Annotated in this window: 12 protein-coding genes and 1 pseudogene; 10 read left to right on the forward strand and 3 right to left on the reverse strand. The window is 67.9% G+C overall.

Annotated features, from left to right (window positions below):
• Nucleotides 1-44 precede the first annotated feature (44 nt).
• The 5 genes from ACFWPH_RS08595 (at nucleotide 45) to ACFWPH_RS08615 (ending at nucleotide 7,188) form a co-directional block, all read left to right on the forward strand.
• Nucleotides 45-1,247 (forward strand): sensor histidine kinase, encoded by a 1,203-nt coding sequence (locus tag ACFWPH_RS08595; RefSeq protein WP_378748937.1) that lies wholly within the window; start codon nucleotides 45-47, stop codon nucleotides 1,245-1,247.
• Nucleotides 1,244-1,918 (forward strand): response regulator, encoded by a 675-nt coding sequence (locus ACFWPH_RS08600; protein ID WP_378748938.1) that lies wholly within the window; start codon nucleotides 1,244-1,246, stop codon nucleotides 1,916-1,918. Before ACFWPH_RS08595 ends, ACFWPH_RS08600 begins: the two co-directional genes overlap by 4 nt.
• 643 nt (nucleotides 1,919-2,561) lie before the next feature.
• Nucleotides 2,562-3,548: an alpha/beta hydrolase gene (locus ACFWPH_RS08605; protein ID WP_378748939.1), complete on the forward strand. Its 987-nt coding sequence runs from the start codon at nucleotides 2,562-2,564 to the stop codon at nucleotides 3,546-3,548.
• Nucleotides 3,545-5,398 carry an ABC transporter ATP-binding protein gene (locus ACFWPH_RS08610; protein WP_378748940.1) on the forward strand — a complete coding sequence of 618 codons (1,854 nt, stop codon included), beginning with the start codon at nucleotides 3,545-3,547 and terminating at the stop codon, nucleotides 5,396-5,398. Before ACFWPH_RS08605 ends, ACFWPH_RS08610 begins: the two co-directional genes overlap by 4 nt.
• A 29-nt stretch (nucleotides 5,399-5,427) precedes the next feature.
• The gene (locus tag ACFWPH_RS08615; RefSeq protein ID WP_378748941.1) at nucleotides 5,428-7,188 is read left to right on the forward strand and encodes an ABC transporter ATP-binding protein; all 1,761 of its coding nucleotides are present in this window, start codon (nucleotides 5,428-5,430) and stop codon (nucleotides 7,186-7,188) included.
• 18 nt (nucleotides 7,189-7,206) lie between these two features.
• On the opposite strand, the gene ACFWPH_RS08620 is transcribed toward ACFWPH_RS08615, so the two are convergent.
• Nucleotides 7,207-7,848, reverse strand: coding sequence for a TetR/AcrR family transcriptional regulator (locus tag ACFWPH_RS08620; protein WP_378748942.1), 642 nt, complete (start codon nucleotides 7,846-7,848; stop codon nucleotides 7,207-7,209).
• 59 nt (nucleotides 7,849-7,907) lie between these two features.
• Here ACFWPH_RS08620 and ACFWPH_RS08625 point away from each other — a divergent pair, with 59 nt between their 5' ends.
• The 5 genes and pseudogenes from ACFWPH_RS08625 (at nucleotide 7,908) to ACFWPH_RS08645 (ending at nucleotide 13,167) form a co-directional block, all read left to right on the forward strand.
• Nucleotides 7,908-9,455 carry a flavin-containing monooxygenase gene (locus tag ACFWPH_RS08625; RefSeq protein WP_378748943.1) on the forward strand — a complete coding sequence of 516 codons (1,548 nt, stop codon included), beginning with the start codon at nucleotides 7,908-7,910 and terminating at the stop codon, nucleotides 9,453-9,455.
• A complete protein-coding gene (locus ACFWPH_RS08630; protein ID WP_378748944.1) occupies nucleotides 9,452-10,282 on the forward strand; it encodes an SDR family NAD(P)-dependent oxidoreductase in 831 nt (276 codons plus the stop codon). The genes ACFWPH_RS08625 and ACFWPH_RS08630 overlap by 4 nt, the downstream gene beginning before the upstream one ends.
• A 77-nt stretch (nucleotides 10,283-10,359) precedes the next feature.
• Nucleotides 10,360-10,833, forward strand: a pseudogene (locus tag ACFWPH_RS08635) (alpha/beta hydrolase fold domain-containing protein); the annotation flags it as partial.
• Nucleotides 10,834-10,910: 77 nt separating this feature from the next.
• Entirely contained in the window at nucleotides 10,911-11,252 is a 342-nt protein-coding gene (locus ACFWPH_RS08640; protein WP_378749463.1) for an alpha/beta hydrolase, read from the forward strand.
• 121 nt (nucleotides 11,253-11,373) lie between these two features.
• The gene (locus ACFWPH_RS08645; protein ID WP_378749465.1) at nucleotides 11,374-13,167 is read left to right on the forward strand and encodes an AMP-dependent synthetase/ligase; all 1,794 of its coding nucleotides are present in this window, start codon (nucleotides 11,374-11,376) and stop codon (nucleotides 13,165-13,167) included.
• A 61-nt stretch (nucleotides 13,168-13,228) separates the two neighbouring features.
• Here ACFWPH_RS08645 and ACFWPH_RS08650 read toward each other — a convergent pair whose 3' ends face one another.
• Nucleotides 13,229-14,707, reverse strand: coding sequence for a DHA2 family efflux MFS transporter permease subunit (locus ACFWPH_RS08650; protein WP_378748945.1), 1,479 nt, complete (start codon nucleotides 14,705-14,707; stop codon nucleotides 13,229-13,231).
• A gap of 189 nt (nucleotides 14,708-14,896) precedes the next feature.
• Nucleotides 14,897-15,802: a glycine betaine ABC transporter substrate-binding protein gene (locus ACFWPH_RS08655; RefSeq protein WP_378748946.1), complete on the reverse strand. Its 906-nt coding sequence runs from the start codon at nucleotides 15,800-15,802 to the stop codon at nucleotides 14,897-14,899.
• Nucleotides 15,803-15,949: the final 147 nt, after the last annotated feature.

Here is a 15,949-nt window from a genome sequence, read left to right on the forward strand (position 1 = left end):
CCCGACGGGAGCCTGAATCGGCGGGGGTCACGTACTGTCACGATATGGATCTGCGGACGGTGTCACGAGAGCTGTCCGCGCGTTTCACGCGGCGGCCCGCGTGGTTCCCGGATATCGCGCTGGGGTTGTTCGTCACGGTGATCCAGGTGCTCGGCGCGATGGTTCCGGTGCCGGTCGAGCCGGCATCGACACCGGTATCGGGGATCGGGTACGTCCTGCTGGTCGTGAGCGGTGTGGCCGTGGTGGCGCGCCGGCAGCGGCCCGTCGCGGTTTTCGCGATCACCGGTGTGGCCAGCCTGATCTATTTCGCTTTCGACTTTCCCGATCGTGCTTCCTACCTCGGACTTTTCGTCGCTCTGTATACCGTCGCCGCATACGGCGACGGGCATCGCTCACTGCGGATCGCAGGCGCGGGGATCGCGGTGCTCTCGGTCGGCTGGGTGATCGCCGGCGCCGATGTGGAGCCGGTATCGGCGATCGGCTGGGTGTTCTTCCGGATCGGCGGGGCGGTGATCGCCACCATGCTGGGCGAATCCGCGCGGTCGCGGCAGGTGATGGCCGCCGATGCGCAAAACCGCGCGGAGCTCGCGGAACGCTCGCGTGAGGAGGAGGCCCGCGCCCGGGTCGACGCCGAACGGCTACGGATCGCCCGCGAGGTACACGACACCGTCGCCCATGCCATCGCGATCATCAATGTCCAGGCCGGGGTCACCGCGCATGTGCTCGGCAAACGGCCGGAACAGGCCCGCGATGCGCTGCACACCATCGAACAGACCAGTTCCCGGGCGCTGCAGGAGATGCGCGCGATCCTCGGTGTGCTCCGTGACGGCGATGAGCGTGAACCGTTCCCGAAGCTCGACCAGATCCGCGAACTCACCGGAAAGGCCCGCGAGGCCGGACTCGATATCAGCGTCGAACAACCCGAACCGGTGCCGGCGCTGCCGAGCGCGGTGGGCAGTGCGGCGTACCGCATCGTGCAGGAATCCCTCACCAACGTGATCCGCCATGCCGGACCGACCCGGGTGACGGTGATACTGGAACCCGTGGTCGATGCCCTGTACATCCGAGTGATCGACGAAGGACGCCGCACCCCCGGACCCGGCCACACCGGTTCGGGTCGCGGAATCGCCGGTATGCGCGAACGCTGCCGATTGCTCGGCGGTGAACTCGACGCGAAACCGCGCCCCGGCGGCGGATTCGAGGTCACCGCCAGTCTGCCGCTCGCCCCGGTGGGTCCGCGCCTGTGAACACACCACCGATCAAAGTTCTGCTCGCCGACGACGAGCGGCTGGTTCGTTCGGGTTTCAAAGTCCTGCTGGACCTGGAGGACGACATCACGGTGGTCGGGGAAGCCACCAATGGTGCCGAAGCGGTCGAGCTGGCCCGCAGCACCCGGCCCGATGTCGTGCTCATGGATATCCGGATGCCGACGCTGGACGGGATACGCGCCACCGGCCGGATCGCCGAAACGGCCGGACTCGAGAAGGTCAAGGTGCTGATCCTCACCACCTACGACACCGACGACAACGTCTTCGAAGCATTACAGGCGGGTGCGAGCGGATTCCTGCTCAAGGACGCAGGTCCCGCCGAACTGCTGCACGCGATCCGCGTTGTCGCCGCCGGTGACGCCCTTCTCGCGCCCCGTATCACCCGGCGGCTCATCGGCCAGTTCACCGCGGCACGGCGGGTCGCGCGGTCCGCGGAGGACCGGCTGAGTGTGCTCACCGACCGGGAACGCGAGGTTCTCGCGCTGGTCGGGCAGGGTATGAGCAACGACGAGATCGGCGCCACCCTGTTTCTCAGCCCGGCCACCGCCCGCACCCACGTCAGCCGCGCCATGGTGAAACTGGGTGCCCGGGACCGGGCGCAACTGGTCGTGATCGCCTATCAGACCGGGTTGTGTGATTCGGCTCCGTAGACGGCCACGGCGATAGGCTCCCGCGAGGCCGGACTCCCCGGCGGCCCACCGGCTCCTCCAAGCGCCTGCGATCAGCGCCCGACCGACGCGCCGGAACAGCTACTGCCCGCCGGAACCGGCCCCTGCCGATCCTGTCGCAGGCAGCCAACTGCGGCTACGACAGTGAGCGTCGCCGAAAGCTACTGCGGTACACGCTCTCACGTAGTCGCCGCCGATCTCCGCCGGACACGGACCACGCCCACCGAGCACGAGTTCCGTCGGTATGAGTGCAGATCCGAATCGGTTACTTCCACTGCCGGCCGCCGGGCCGGAAATCTGCTGCCGCGCGATTCGGACTCATCGAAATGTGTCGACCCCAAGCCATTTCGCTGGCCCGCGCCGGACGGCTCAGCGCGGCGGGGAGTCCACGATCCCACCCGGCCCACGTTGCGCTGCGGGTCCTACCTGGCTCGCGGGACTACGACAGGGGCAGTAGCCGGCCGGGCCGCTGGTACGCGAATTCACGTAGACAGTGCCTCCCGCCGCCGGAAGCGCGAGCCATCCGGCCGGCGCCACCATCGAGGTACTCCGCGATCGACCCCGCGGGGGACCGATCCGGTTCGGCACGAAAGGCATAACCATGCGAGGCAGAGTTCCACTGCGAATGCGTATCGTCACCAAGCTGCGGCCGGCCCCGGACTGGGATTCGGTCACCCCGGAGCAGTTCATCGAATTCCGCGCGGCGCAGGATCGCTTGCGCGGGTCGGTGCTGCTGCGCCCCCTCACCGGCCGGCCTGATCGCGCGACCCGGATCGCCGGCGGCACCCTCGATCTCCCCGGGCGACGGCTGAACGTCCGGGTGTACCGGCCCGCGCGGCAAGGTCCACCACTGCCGCTGGTGATCGCCTTCCACGGTGGCGGTCTAATCAGCGGTGCCGCGGATCAGGACGATTGGCTGCTCGCTCATCTGGCCGCGCACTGTCCGGCCGTGGTGGTCTCGCTCGACTACCGGCTGGCACCCGAACACCCGGTGCCTGCGCCGGTCCAGGACGCCTACGACGCCGTCCCCCGGCTGGCCGAGCTCGCTGCCGGCTGGGGTGCGGACCGGCACCGGATCGCATTGCTCGGGTCCAGCGCCGGCGCCACGCTGGCGGCCCTCGTTGCGATCCGGTCCGCAGAGCTGGGCCCCCGACTGCGCGCACAGATCCTGATCAACCCCCTGCTCGACTGGACCGACCGCGCATTCGAGTACCCCTCGTTCAGCGAGAACGCAGACAGTCCGACAGCGTCACCGGCCGAATGCCGCGCGCTCCCGCGCCTCGCGGTACCCGGATCCTTCGATCGCCGGACGATCTCCCCGATGTACAGCGAGGGACTGAAGGGGGCCGCGCCGACGCATATCCTCGCCGCGGGTCTGGACCCGCTCGAGGACCAGTCCGCGGCCTACGCCGACCGTCTACGCTGCGCCGGAGCCGTGGTGACGTTGACCCGGTATCCCGAAGCGACACATGCCTTCCTGAGCATGCCGGGCGCGGTCCCGGCCGCCCGGGCGGCTCGCGCCGAAATAGTCGAGCACCTCCGCAATCGGCTCGCCGGCCCGCCGGCTGGTGGGGGACGCTCGATCACAGCGGTAAAGAAGGTGCGGCGATGACCACCGCGGAAATCGCCGAGCCGGCGAGGCAATCCGTGCCCGCGGCGGCGGATACCTCGGCGCGCCACAACATCGCCGGTGTACTCCGCGCTCACCTGCGCAGTTTCTCCGCGGTGGTCGTATTGCAGATCGCCGGCGCGGTAGCGGGTCTCGCACCGCTGCTGGCGGTCGTCGAACTGGGGCGCACCCTGTTGTCGCCCGGCCCGCTCGACGAGGGACATATCTGGTTTGTGGTCTTCGCAGGTGCACTCGGTTTGTTCGCGCAACTCCTGTTCACCGGCGCGGCGACCGGAATCGGGCATCTGGTCGACACCCGGGTGCAACTGGCGTTCCGCCGCCTCCTCGCCGAGCGGCTGGGCCGGGTGCCGCTCGGCTGGTTCTCCCGCCGCCGGACCGGTGAGCTGGCCAAAGTGGTCGGCGAGGACGTGAGCGCCGTACACCCGTTCATCGCGCATACCCCCGGCGAGCTCGTCTCGGCGTTCGTGGTGCCGCTGGTCTCGCTGATCTACCTGTTCACCGTCGACTGGCGGCTCACCCTGATCACCCTGATCCCGGTGGCACTCGCGCTTGCGCTGGTGCCACTCATGATGACCCCGGCCCGGCTCCGCGAACAGCGGGCCTTCGACGCGGCTATGGGACGGATCGCGGATTCGGTGGTGGAGTTCGTGCAGGGGATCGCGGTGGTGAAGGCGTTCGGTGAATCCGGGCGCGCACATCGCCGTTTCCGCACCGCCGCCGACGAGTTCGCCGATATCTTCCTGCGGATGGTGCGGGGCCTGGCGCCGGTCGGCGCCGCCATGCAGGTGGCGACGTCGCCGCCGTTCGTGCTGCTGGTGGTGCTGATCGGCGGGGCGGCGCTGATCGCGAACGGGGGTATGGCACCTGCCGATCTATTACCGTTCCTGCTGCTCGGACTGGGTCTGACGGCGCCCGTGGCGGCCCTGGGCCACGGCTTCGACGATATGCAGACGGCCCGGCGCGCGGTGGGCCGCATCGGGTACGTGCTCGCCGAACCGCCGCTCCCGCAACCGGCCCACCCGGTGACGCCTCGGGGATATCGCGTGGAACTACGTGATGTGCGGTTCGGTTACGACGCCGGGCACGAGGTGTTACGCGGTATCGACCTGACGTTGGAACCGGGCACCGTCACCGCGATCGCCGGACCGTCCGGCGGCGGCAAATCCACGCTGGTGCAGTTGCTGCCCCGATTCTTCGACCCGGTGGCCGGATCGGTCCGGGTGGGCGGTGTGGATCTGCGCGAGATCGCCGACCGCGATCTCTACCGCACGGTGTCGTTCGTTTTCCAGGACGTGCGGCTGCTGCGCGCCTCGGTCGCCGAGAACATTGCGCTCGCGGTCCCCGATGCCGACCGTGCCGCGGTGATCCGGGCGGCCCGGCTGGCGAATATCCACGACCGGATCCTGGAACTGCCGCGCGGCTACGACTCGGTGATCGGCGTGGATGCGGGACTGTCCGGCGGTGAGGCACAGCGGGTCTCGATCGCCCGCGCTCTGCTCGCCGACACTCCCGTGCTCGTCCTCGACGAGGCCACCTCCTTCGCCGACCCGCAGACCGAACAGGCCGTCCGCACCGCGCTGGCCGCCACGGCCGGCGACCGGACGACCGTCGTCATAGCCCACCGCTGGGAGACGGTCGCCGGCGCCGACACGGTCGTGCTGCTGCGCGACGGGCAGATCGCCGCATCCGGCCGGCCTGCCGAACTGCTGGCCGCGGGTGGCGAATTCGCCGCGTTCTGGCGGTCCCACCCCACATCACTGGGCACAGATAGTCGAGAGGAGGACGGCGCGGCCGCGGCGAGCTCGGACTCGACGCGCTCCACCCGGCCTTGAAGGGCCAGGTTTCCGCGCCACGAATTCAGATGATCCGCATGCTGTTACGGGTACTGGGCCATTCCTACGCCCGCCCGGTCCGCCGCACCATCGTCTTGATGACCATCACCGCGATCGCGGAAGGATTGTCCTACGCGCTGCTGGTTCCGGTGCTGCGCGCGCTGTTCGGCGCGGAGCCTGCCGCCGCCCGGACACCGCTGCTCGCGTTCGGAGTAGCGGTCGCGGGATACGCGCTGCTGCGCTATCTCAGCGATCTGTCCGGCTTCCGCGCCGGCACCACGCTGCTGCGCGGCGTGTATCACCGGCTGGGCGATCATCTGGCGCGGTTACCCATCGGCTGGTACACCGCCGATCGGATCGGCGAGATCTCGGTGCTCGCCGGCCGCGGGGTGTTGCAGGCGATGAGTGTGATCGCCCATCAGCTGTCTCCGCTCGTCTCGGCCACCGTCACCCCGCTGACCGTCGTCGGTGTCATGCTCGTCTTCGATTGGCGCCTGGGCCTGGTCGCTCTGGCCGCCGTGCCGATCGTGGTGCTGATCCAGATCCGGTCCGGTCGCGCCATGGCCGCCGGTGATGCCGAACGCCACGCCCGCGATCAGGAGGCCGCCGGGCGGGTCGTCGAATATCTCCAGGCCCAGCCGGTACTGCGCGCCGGCGGCCGGACCGCCGAACGTTTCGGGTTGCTGGACGAGGCGTTGCGCGGGATGGAACGCGCCGCCCGGCGCAGCACCCTGTCCGCGCTGACCGGGGTGGTGGGCCTGACGCTCGTCGTGCAGATCACCTTCACCGCGCTACTGGCCCTGGGCGCATACTTGGCTCTCGGCGGCGATATCGGCGCGGCGGAACTGCTCGCGGTGCTGGTCCTGGCGGCGCGCTGCACCGAGCCGCTGCTGTCTCTCGCCGAACTCGGCGGGCAGTTGCGTGCGGCACGGGCCGAGCTGACCCGGCTCGACACGCTGCTGCGCACCCCACCGCTGCCGGAACCGGCCGACCCGGTCCGCCCGGCACGCCACGACCTCGCGTTCGAATCCGTGTCCTTCGCGCACGACGACCGCCGGGTTGTCGATGATCTCTCGCTGTCGGTGCCGCAGGGTCAGCGGCTCGCGATCGTCGGGCCCTCCGGCGCGGGGAAGAGCACACTGCTGCAACTGATCGCACGGTTCTACGACGTGGACGCGGGCGCGGTGCGGATGGGCGGCGTGGATATCCGCGCCATCGACACCGAATACCTCATATCGCAGATCTCCTTTGTCTTCCAGAACGTGTACCTCTTCGACGGCACGATCGAGCAGAACATCCGCCTCGGCCGGCCTGATGCCACGGACGCGCAGGTCCGGGCGGCGGCGTCGGCGGCTCAGCTCGACGAGGTGATCGACCGGCTCCCGAACGGCCGGCACACGAATGTCGGGGAGGGCGGCGCCCTGCTGTCCGGTGGGGAACGCCAGCGGGTCTCGATCGCCCGTGCCCTGCTCAAGGACGCGCCGATCGTGCTGCTCGACGAGGTGAGCTCGGCGCTGGATCCGGTGAACGAGGCAGCGGTCCACGAAGGGATCGAACGGCTGATGGCAGGCCGGACGGTGGTGCTGGTAGCGCACCGGTTGGCTACGGTCCAGCGCGCCGACCGCGTCGTATTCCTCGATCGCGGGCGCATAGCGGAGGACGGCAACCACGACGAACTGCTGCGCCGGGGCGGCCGGTATGCGGATTTCTGGGCCGTTCCCGCGGGCGCCGGGGTACAGCAGCCACTCGCCGTGCACCTTCCCGCAACCGTGTGGGTCGCAGGGCGGTAGGTGCAACAACTCGGCAGATCAGGAACGGAGGGCGGCGGCCAGCGCCGGGTTCACCGCTGTCGACAGCGCCATCAGCGACTCCACCAGCAGGTCGATCAGCGCGTCTCGGGTAATGGTTTCCTCGCTCAGCCAGGACAGGGTGGTTTCCTCGGTGAAGGCGACCCAGCCCCGGACCGACAGCAGTAGCCGGGGGTCTTCGCGTTCCTGATCCGATAGTGGCACCTCGGCGAGGATGATGCCGACGATCGCTCGCCGGGTCTGCGCCACCATGTCCGCCAGGGCGGGGTCGGAACTGGTAGGACCGCGCAGTAACGCCAGGTACGAGGTGCGGTTCTCGCTGACGTAGTCGATATAGCGGCCTACCGAATCGCGCAGCATATCGGCCAGGCCCAGGCTGGGGTCCGGTACGACCCGCACCAGCAGTTCCGCGTTCGCCTGTTGCACTACTGCTAGTTGGAAGTCCTGTTTCGTCGGAAAATAGTGAAACAGCAGACCGCGGGAAATACCGGCTCGAGCTGCGATTTCACTTATCGAGATGTCTTCGATTGCCCGTTCGCCGAGCATTTTCACGCCGAGGGTGATCAGCTGTGCCCGTCGCTCGTCCGGACTCAGGCGCACGCGCTTGGCGGTTTCTCCCTGGCTGATACTCACTTCGTCCATCCTACTGAACGCTGCTCAATACTGTTGACTCCGGCTCAATAGAGCTCTAGTCTGAGTATATGAGTCGTAAGGTTACAGACAAAGCTGTCGCCAACCAGACGGTCCGCCACCTGCGGACGATCATCATCGGCAGCGGTTTCGCCGGCCTCGGCCTCGCCATCCGGCTGACCCAGCAGGGCCGGGATGATTTCCTGGTGCTGGAACGCGGCAGCGATGTCGGCGGCACCTGGCGGGACAACACCTACCCGGGCGCCGCCTGCGATGTGCCGTCGCACCTGTACTCCTACTCCTTCGCGCTGAACCCGGACTGGTCACGCTCGTTCTCCCGGCAGGGCGAGATCCAGTCCTATATCCAGGGCGTCGCCGAGAAGTACAACGTGCGCGATAAGCACGTCTTCGACTGCGATGTCACCAGCGCCCACTGGAACAACGACACCGCCCGCTGGGAGATCTCCTCCAGCCAGGGCGATTTCACCGCCGATACGGTGGTCTCCGCTGTCGGCGCACTGTGCGAACCGAATCTGCCCGATATCAAGGGCATCAACAGCTTCTCCGGCGAGATCTTCCACTCGGCCCGGTGGAACCACGATTCCGACCTCGCCGGCAAACGGGTCGCGGTGATCGGTACCGGCGCCTCGGCCATCCAGATCGTCCCCGCCATCGCCGGGGAGGTCTCCCACCTCGACGTCTACCAGCGCACCGCGCCGTGGCTGCTCCCCCGCCTGGACCGGCCTTACACCCTGCCGGAACGGCTCGCCTTCAAACACATTCCCGGCGTACAGCGGCTGTCCCGGGCCGGTATCTACGCCGCCCGCGAAACCCAGGTGGTCGGCCTGGCGAAATTCCCGGCGCTGATGCGCGGTTTCGAAGCCTTGGCCAAGGCCAAACTACAGCTGGAGATCCGCGACCCGGAACTACGCAAGAAGGTCACCCCGAACTTCCGGATCGGCTGCAAACGCATGCTGATCTCCAATGAGTACTACCCGGCGCTGGATCGCGACAATGTCGATGTGGTCACCGACGGGATCGCCGAGATCCGTTCGAACTCGATCGTGACGAAGGACGGCACCGAGCGGGAGGTCGACGCGATCGTGGTCGCCACCGGGTTCCACGTCACCGATTCACCCACCTACCAGACCATCTTCGGCCGCGACGGCCGCAGCCTCTCCGACGTCTTCGACGAGATCGGCCAGCAGGGGTACAAGGGGTCGGCGATCGCCAACTACCCGAATATGTTCTTCCTGCTCGGCCCGAACGTCGGGCTCGGCCACACCTCGATGGTGTACATGATCGAATCGCAGATCAACTACATCGCCGATGCCCTGGCGACCTTCGAGAACCGGAACCTGCGCACCGTCGAGGTCCGCCGCGACGCCCAGGACACCTTCAACGCGGGCCTGCAGCGCAAACTCGCCAAGAGCGTCTGGAGCACCGGTGGCTGCGCCAGCTGGTACCTGGACAAACACGGTAACAACACCACGTTGTGGCCGGACTTCACCTTCGAATTCCGCCGGATCACAAGGAAATTCGATATGGCCGCCTACGATACGACCACGGCGGCCGACGCCCCCGCCCGCCCCGAGCTGAAAGTAGTGACTGCACAGTGAGCAACGAAGCTTATTTCCGCAACAAGGTCTGCGTCATCACCGGTGCCGGGTCCGGTATCGGCCGCGCACTGGCCGTGAACCTGGCGCGCCGCGGTGCGAAGCTGGCGCTCTCCGATATCGATACCGAGGGCCTGGCCGAAACCGCGCGCCGCTGCGAACAGCTGGGCGCCGAGGTGAAATCGGACCGGCTCAACGTCGCCGAACGCGAGGCCGTCCTGCTGTACGCCGATGCGGTGAAACAGCATTTCGGTGTCGTGCACCAGATCTACAACAACGCCGGTATCGCACATCACGGCGATATCGTGAAAACCGATTTCAAAGACATCGAACGCATCATGGACGTCGATTTCTGGGGTGTGGTGAACGGGACCAAGGCGTTCCTGCCCTACCTCCTGGAATCCGGTGACGGGCACGTGGTGAACATTTCCAGCCTGTTCGGCCTGATCGCCGTCCCCGGCCAGGCCGCCTACAACTCGGCCAAATTCGCGGTCCGCGGATTCACCGAGGCGCTGCGCCAGGAAATGCTGGTGGACAAGGCGCCGGTCAAGGTCACCTGCGTCCATCCCGGTGGTATCAAGACCGCGGTCGCCCGCAACGCCACCTACACCGAGGATATCGACGGCGCGGACGCCAGCTCGAAATTCGACAAGTATCTCGCCATTCACAGCCCGGAAATGGCGGCGGAAACCATTGTCGACGGTGTGCGCAAGGGCCACGGGCGAGTGCTGATCGGCTGGGAGGCCAAGCTGCTGGATCTGTTCGTCCGCACCGCCGCCTCCGGTTACCAGCGCATCGCGGTCGCCGTCGAACGCCGTTTCCTACCCTGACCGGGAGCAAGACCGATATGCGAGATATCGCCCTCCCACTGCCGTTGATCCGGGCGTTCATGGGCCCGCTGTACCGGATGTCGTTCGATCACCGGCTACCGTTCCGGGCGCAGCGAGCGCTGATCGACGCTGCCTCGGTGCTGCAGCCGGTACCTGCCGGTGTGCGGGTGGAGAAGTTGCGGCTGGGCGGGCGCCCGGCCGAACGGCTCGCCCCGCGTACGCCCGCGGCGACCGGCCCCGCCGCCGTGCTCTACCTGCACGGTGGCGGTTATACCGTCGGCTCCCTGGCCACCCACCGCTCGCTCAACGGCCGCCTGGCCGCCGCGACCGGACTGCCGGTCTATGCCATCGACTACCGGCTCGCGCCCGAGCACCCGTATCCCGCGGCGCTCGACGACGCCGAGGCTGCCTACCTCGAACTGGTCACCGAATACGGCTACCGGCCGGACCGGATCGCAATCGCCGGTGATTCGGCGGGCGGCGGCCTCTCCCTGGCGCTGGCCCAGCGGCTCATCGCCCGGCACGGGCACACCCCCGCCGCGCTCGGCCTTATCGCCCCGTGGGTGGATCCGAACCAGCTCTCCGAACGCCCGCGCGACCTCGTGGTCAAGACACCGCCCGATGCCATGTGGGTTCTCCCGGTTCCTGGTCGCGGGCGTGCGCCGCGGCCTATCTGGGCGGCGGCGACTGCAACGATTCGGGCTATGCCCCACTGCACGGCGTCCTCACCGGACTGCCCCCGGTGTATGTCCAGGCCGATATCGACGAACTGCTGCATCCGCAGTGTGTCGACCTCACCGCCGCGTTGCGGGCAGCCGGGGTCAGCGTGGAGTTCACCGAGAGCCGCGGGCTCTGGCATGTCGCCCAGCTACAGGCCGGCTTGGTCGGCCCGGCGGCCACCGTCCTGGGCGAAATGGCCGGCTTTCTGCGGCACGCCGTGGATCAGCAACCGGCGAGCGACATAGGATGAACTGATCAGGACTCGTGAACCCCGGCCATGACGTGAACTCTGCGCATTCACGGGTGGCTCGCCACCGGACGGCGCCGGTGGCGTAAATTACCGACCAGTAAGCACACAGGGAAAGGCAATGATGCGCGAGTTCGAAGCCCCGGCTTCCTACACCATCCCGGAGGACGCGAACAATTCCGATGCCGTGTTCCGGCACGCGAAGGAATCCCCCGCCGCGGTCGTGTTCAACGTCCCCGACGGCCGGGGCGGCTGGCGCGATGTGCGGGCGGAAGAGTTCGCACAATCGGTCACCGATGTGGCGAAGGGGCTGATCGCCTCCGGTGTCGAACTGGGCGACCGGGTCGCCATCATGGCCGCCACCCGCTACGAATGGGCGCTGCTCGACTACGCCATCTGGGCGGCCGGTGGCTGCACCGTGGCCATCTACGACAGCTCGTCGGCCGAGCAGGCCCGCTGGATCCTGCAGGATTCGGCCACCGCGCTGCTGATCGTGGAGAACGATAAGCACCGCGGCGTGATCGCCGAGATCGATCCGGGCGAACTGCCGCAACTACGCGAAACCCTGCAGATCGATTCGGCCGCGCTGGACACCCTCATCGGACGCGGCGCCGAACTCGACGACCAGGCCGTGCACGACCGCCGCGCCCAGGTCACCGCCGCCTCCCCGGCGACGCTGATCTACACCTCGGGCACGACCGGCCGGCCCAAGGGGGTCATGCTGACCCACGCCAATCTGTACGCCGAATCCCGGTCCGACCGGATCGCGATGGCAGCTTTCCTGGCGCCCGGTAAGAAGACGCTGATGTTCCTGCCGCTGGCACATGTCTTCGCCCGTGCCGTGGCACTGGCCGCGTTCGATGCCGGGTGCACCGTCGCACACACCTCCGACTGGAGCACGTTGGTCGCGCAGTTCGCCGAGCACCGGCCCGATTTCGTGCTGTCGGTACCGCGCGTTTTCGAGAAGGTGTACAACGGGGCCAAGCAGAAGGCGCACGATGAAGGCAAGGGCGCGATCTTCGACGCCGCCGCGGCCACCGCGATCGCCTACAGCGAGGCTCTGGAAAAGGGCAAACCCGGACTGCGGCTGCGCGCTCAGCGCGCCCTGTTCGACAAGCTCGTCTACGGGAAACTGCGCGCCGCACTCGGCGGTAACTGCCAGGCGGCCGTCTCCGGCGGCGGCCCCCTCGGCGCCCGGCTGGGCCATTTCTTCCGCGGTATCGGCGTCACCATCTACGAGGGCTACGGCCTCACCGAGACCACGGCCGCCATCACGGTCAACACCCCGGAACATATCCGCGTGGGATCGGTCGGCCGCCCGATCGAGGGCCATGCCGCCAAGATCGCCGAGGACGGCGAGCTGCTGCTGCGCGGTTCCGTGGTGTTCGACGGTTACTGGGGCAACGACGAAGCCACCGCCGACGCGTTCGAGGACGGCTGGTTCAAAACCGGCGACCTCGGCGCCATCGACGCGGACGGGTTCGTCACCATCACCGGCCGCAAGAAGGAAATCATCGTCACCGCCGGCGGGAAGAACGTCTCCCCCGCCGTCCTCGAGGATTCGCTGCGTGCCCATCCGCTGATCAGCCAGGTGATGGTGGTCGGCGACGGTAAACCGTTCATCGGCGCGCTGATCACCCTCGACCCGGAAGCACTGCCGGGCTGGAAGGAACGCAACAACGTCGCCGCCGATGTCGATATCGCGCGGCTGGTCAACAACCCGATGCTGATCACCGAGGTGGAGACCGCGGTCGCCGATACCAACAAGAAGGTGTCCAAGGCCGAGCAGATCAAGAAGATCAATATCCTCACCGTGGACTGGACCCAGGAAACCGGTGAACTCACCCCGAAGATGTCGCTGAAGCGTTCCGTGGTGATGAAGCAGTACGCCGACGAAGTCGACAAGATCTACAGCTAGTCGATCGGCACGAACGCGGCCCCGGTGGACGGTACGCCCACCGGGGCCGCGTTTCAGTACATCAGCGGGTGAGGGAATCCGCCTTCGGTGCCTGCGCCGGACCCGCGGGCCCGGCGGCGGGGTGGCGGATGAACAGGGCGGAGGCCACCACACCGGCCAGCAGCAGCACCGCGGGCAGGAACGTCGCCTCACTCAGCGCGGTACTGAACGACTGCTGTACAGGTTCGGGGACCTGGCCGGCGCCCATCCCTTCCCCGGCCGGAGCCCCGCCCAGCCCTTGGGCGCTCATCCGGGACGCCACCAGCGCGCTGATCGCGGCACTGCCGAGCACCGCACCCACCTGGCGCGTGGTGTTGTAGACGCCGGCACCGGCGCCGGCCTGGTGGATCGGCAAGTTGTGGGTGGCGGTGGTGGCCAGCGGCGCCCAGATGAACGCATTGGACAGGCCCGCGACCGCACCCGCGAGCACCATCCAGGTGATATTCGCGTGCGGGTTCCGCATCACCAGAGCCAGCCAGGCGACTGCTATCGCGAACAACAGGAATCCGGTGGTCGGGATGAGCCGTGGATGCCACCGGCCCGAGAGCTTGCCCACCACCGGTGCCGCCACACCGGAGAGGATCGCCATCGGGGCGAGCACCAGCGCGGACCGGGTGGGCGTCATACCGTGCACGGCCTGCAGATAGAAGTAGATCGGCACCATCACGGCAGTGGTCGCCGCGCCCATACTCGCGATGGCCAGATTCGACATCGAGAAATTGCGATCGCGGAAAAGGTTCAACGGGAGCAGCGGTTCCCCGGATCCGCGCGCCTGGGTCACCAGGAAAACAGCCAGCACCGCGAGCCCCGCAACGATCATCAACCAGATGGTGGCCGACCAATCGTTGGCGTTGCCCTCCTGGATGCCGAACACCAGCAGGAACATGCCGGTCGCGCTCAGCACGACCCCCAGCAGGTCGAATTTGTGTTCATGGGTCGGCAGGGACGGCACCAGCCAGACCGCGAGCACGAAGGCGACGATCCCGACCGGCACGTTGACGATGAAGATCCATTCCCAGCCGAGACCGTCGACCAGCACCCCACCCAGAATCGGGCCGATCAGGGTCGCCAGCCCGGCGACGGCACCCCACAGGCCCATCGCCGCGCCACGACCGTCCGGCGGGAAGGTCCGGGTGATCACCGCCATGGTCTGCGGTGTCATGAGCGCGGCGCCCAGCCCCTGCACCGCGCGCGCCGCGATCAGGGTTTCGATAGTGCCCGACAGCCCGCACCACAGCGAGGCGAGGGTGAACACCGTCAGGCCGATCAGATAGATGTTCTTGGGGCCGAATCTGTCCCCGAGCCGTCCCGTGATGAGCAGCGGAACCGCGTAGGTGAGCAGATAGGCGCTGGTCACCCAGATGACGCTGGAGATATCGGCGTGCAGATCGGTCATGATCGCCGGGTTCGCGACTGCCACGATGGTCACATCGAGCAGGATCATGAAGAATCCGACGACCAGCGCCCCCAAGGCCAGCCACGGATTACGTTGAGTGGGCATAGATTCCATTCCTGTCCCGGCGGCGCGGGATGCGCCGGCTCATGGATCTGTCGCGGTGCGCCGCATCACCCGGCTCGCCACCGGCCGGTGGCACGCGGCAACGGTTCATGCCGTGTCACTCCGGACTACATGTACGACGTCGCGGGCCGCACCAACATTCCGGGCATTTCGGACCGATCGTAACCAGTCCTACAGACCGTGCGCGTCCAGCCAGGTTCGCGCCAGTTCCGCCGGATCGGCGGCCTCGTCGCGCACGCGCAGCACCAGCGTGGCGAGTTCATCGGTGGTCAGTTCACCCGCCACATAGTTCAGTTTCTCGGTCTGCCGCTCGTCCAGCACACCCTTGCGGAGGACGGCCACCGGGTTCTGCGCGCGGATCGCCTCACCCGAGTCGGCCAGCACGGCCAGGCCGTCGGTGCCGCCGGGCAGGAATTCGGCCGGACCACCCAGCACGGCCACCTGGATCCGGCCGTCGACCAGGGCGCGCCGCAGTTCGGCGGGGTCGGTGAACTGCTGGGTCGCGCTGAATTCGCAGCCCGATATCCGCGCCGCCACCGCGGGAAGGTCCAGCAGACCCGGCACCGCCGCCGTCCCCGCGGTCAGCCCGGAACACTGCTCCGCGAGATCTTCGACCGACTCGATTCCGCGTTGTTCGGCGGTGGGGGTGGCGATCAGTACCCGGGGTTCGAAATCGGTGCCGTCGGCGGGATCGGTGGTGACGGTGTCCTGAGGCAGCGAACCGTTCAATTCCTCGGTAACGGCCTCAACCGTCTCGGCGTCCGCCCCGATATTCAGTTCGGCGAGCAACGCACCATTGTGATCGGCCGCCACCGCGACCGTCCCCGCCGACAATGCGGCCAGCATCTCGGGGCGCTCCCCCACCCCGGGCTCCACCCGGACCGCCGTCCCCGTCCGCGCCAGCGCCTGCGCATAGATCTCGGCCAGCACCCGCGATTGCGCCGACTGCTGCGCCCCCACCACCAGCGGATCGGCCGCCTCCCCGGAACCGCAGGAAACAGCCAGCACGGCAAGCGCCGGCACCAGCATCCGCCCCACCACACGCACCGACGCGGCCAGCACCATCGCGCGCGACACCCACTTCCCGTAACCAGTCCGCCGCACCCGATCCCGGGCGCCCGACAGCCCGAATCTACCGCCGCCCACGCTCCCGACAACTCGCACCCCCACGACCGTCCACGCCGCTGCCGCGACCCCCTGACACGCGCACAAGCCCCCGGATCA

The organism is Nocardia sp. NPDC058499 (assembly GCF_042719915.1).
Lineage (GTDB): Bacteria > Actinomycetota > Actinomycetes > Mycobacteriales > Mycobacteriaceae > Nocardia.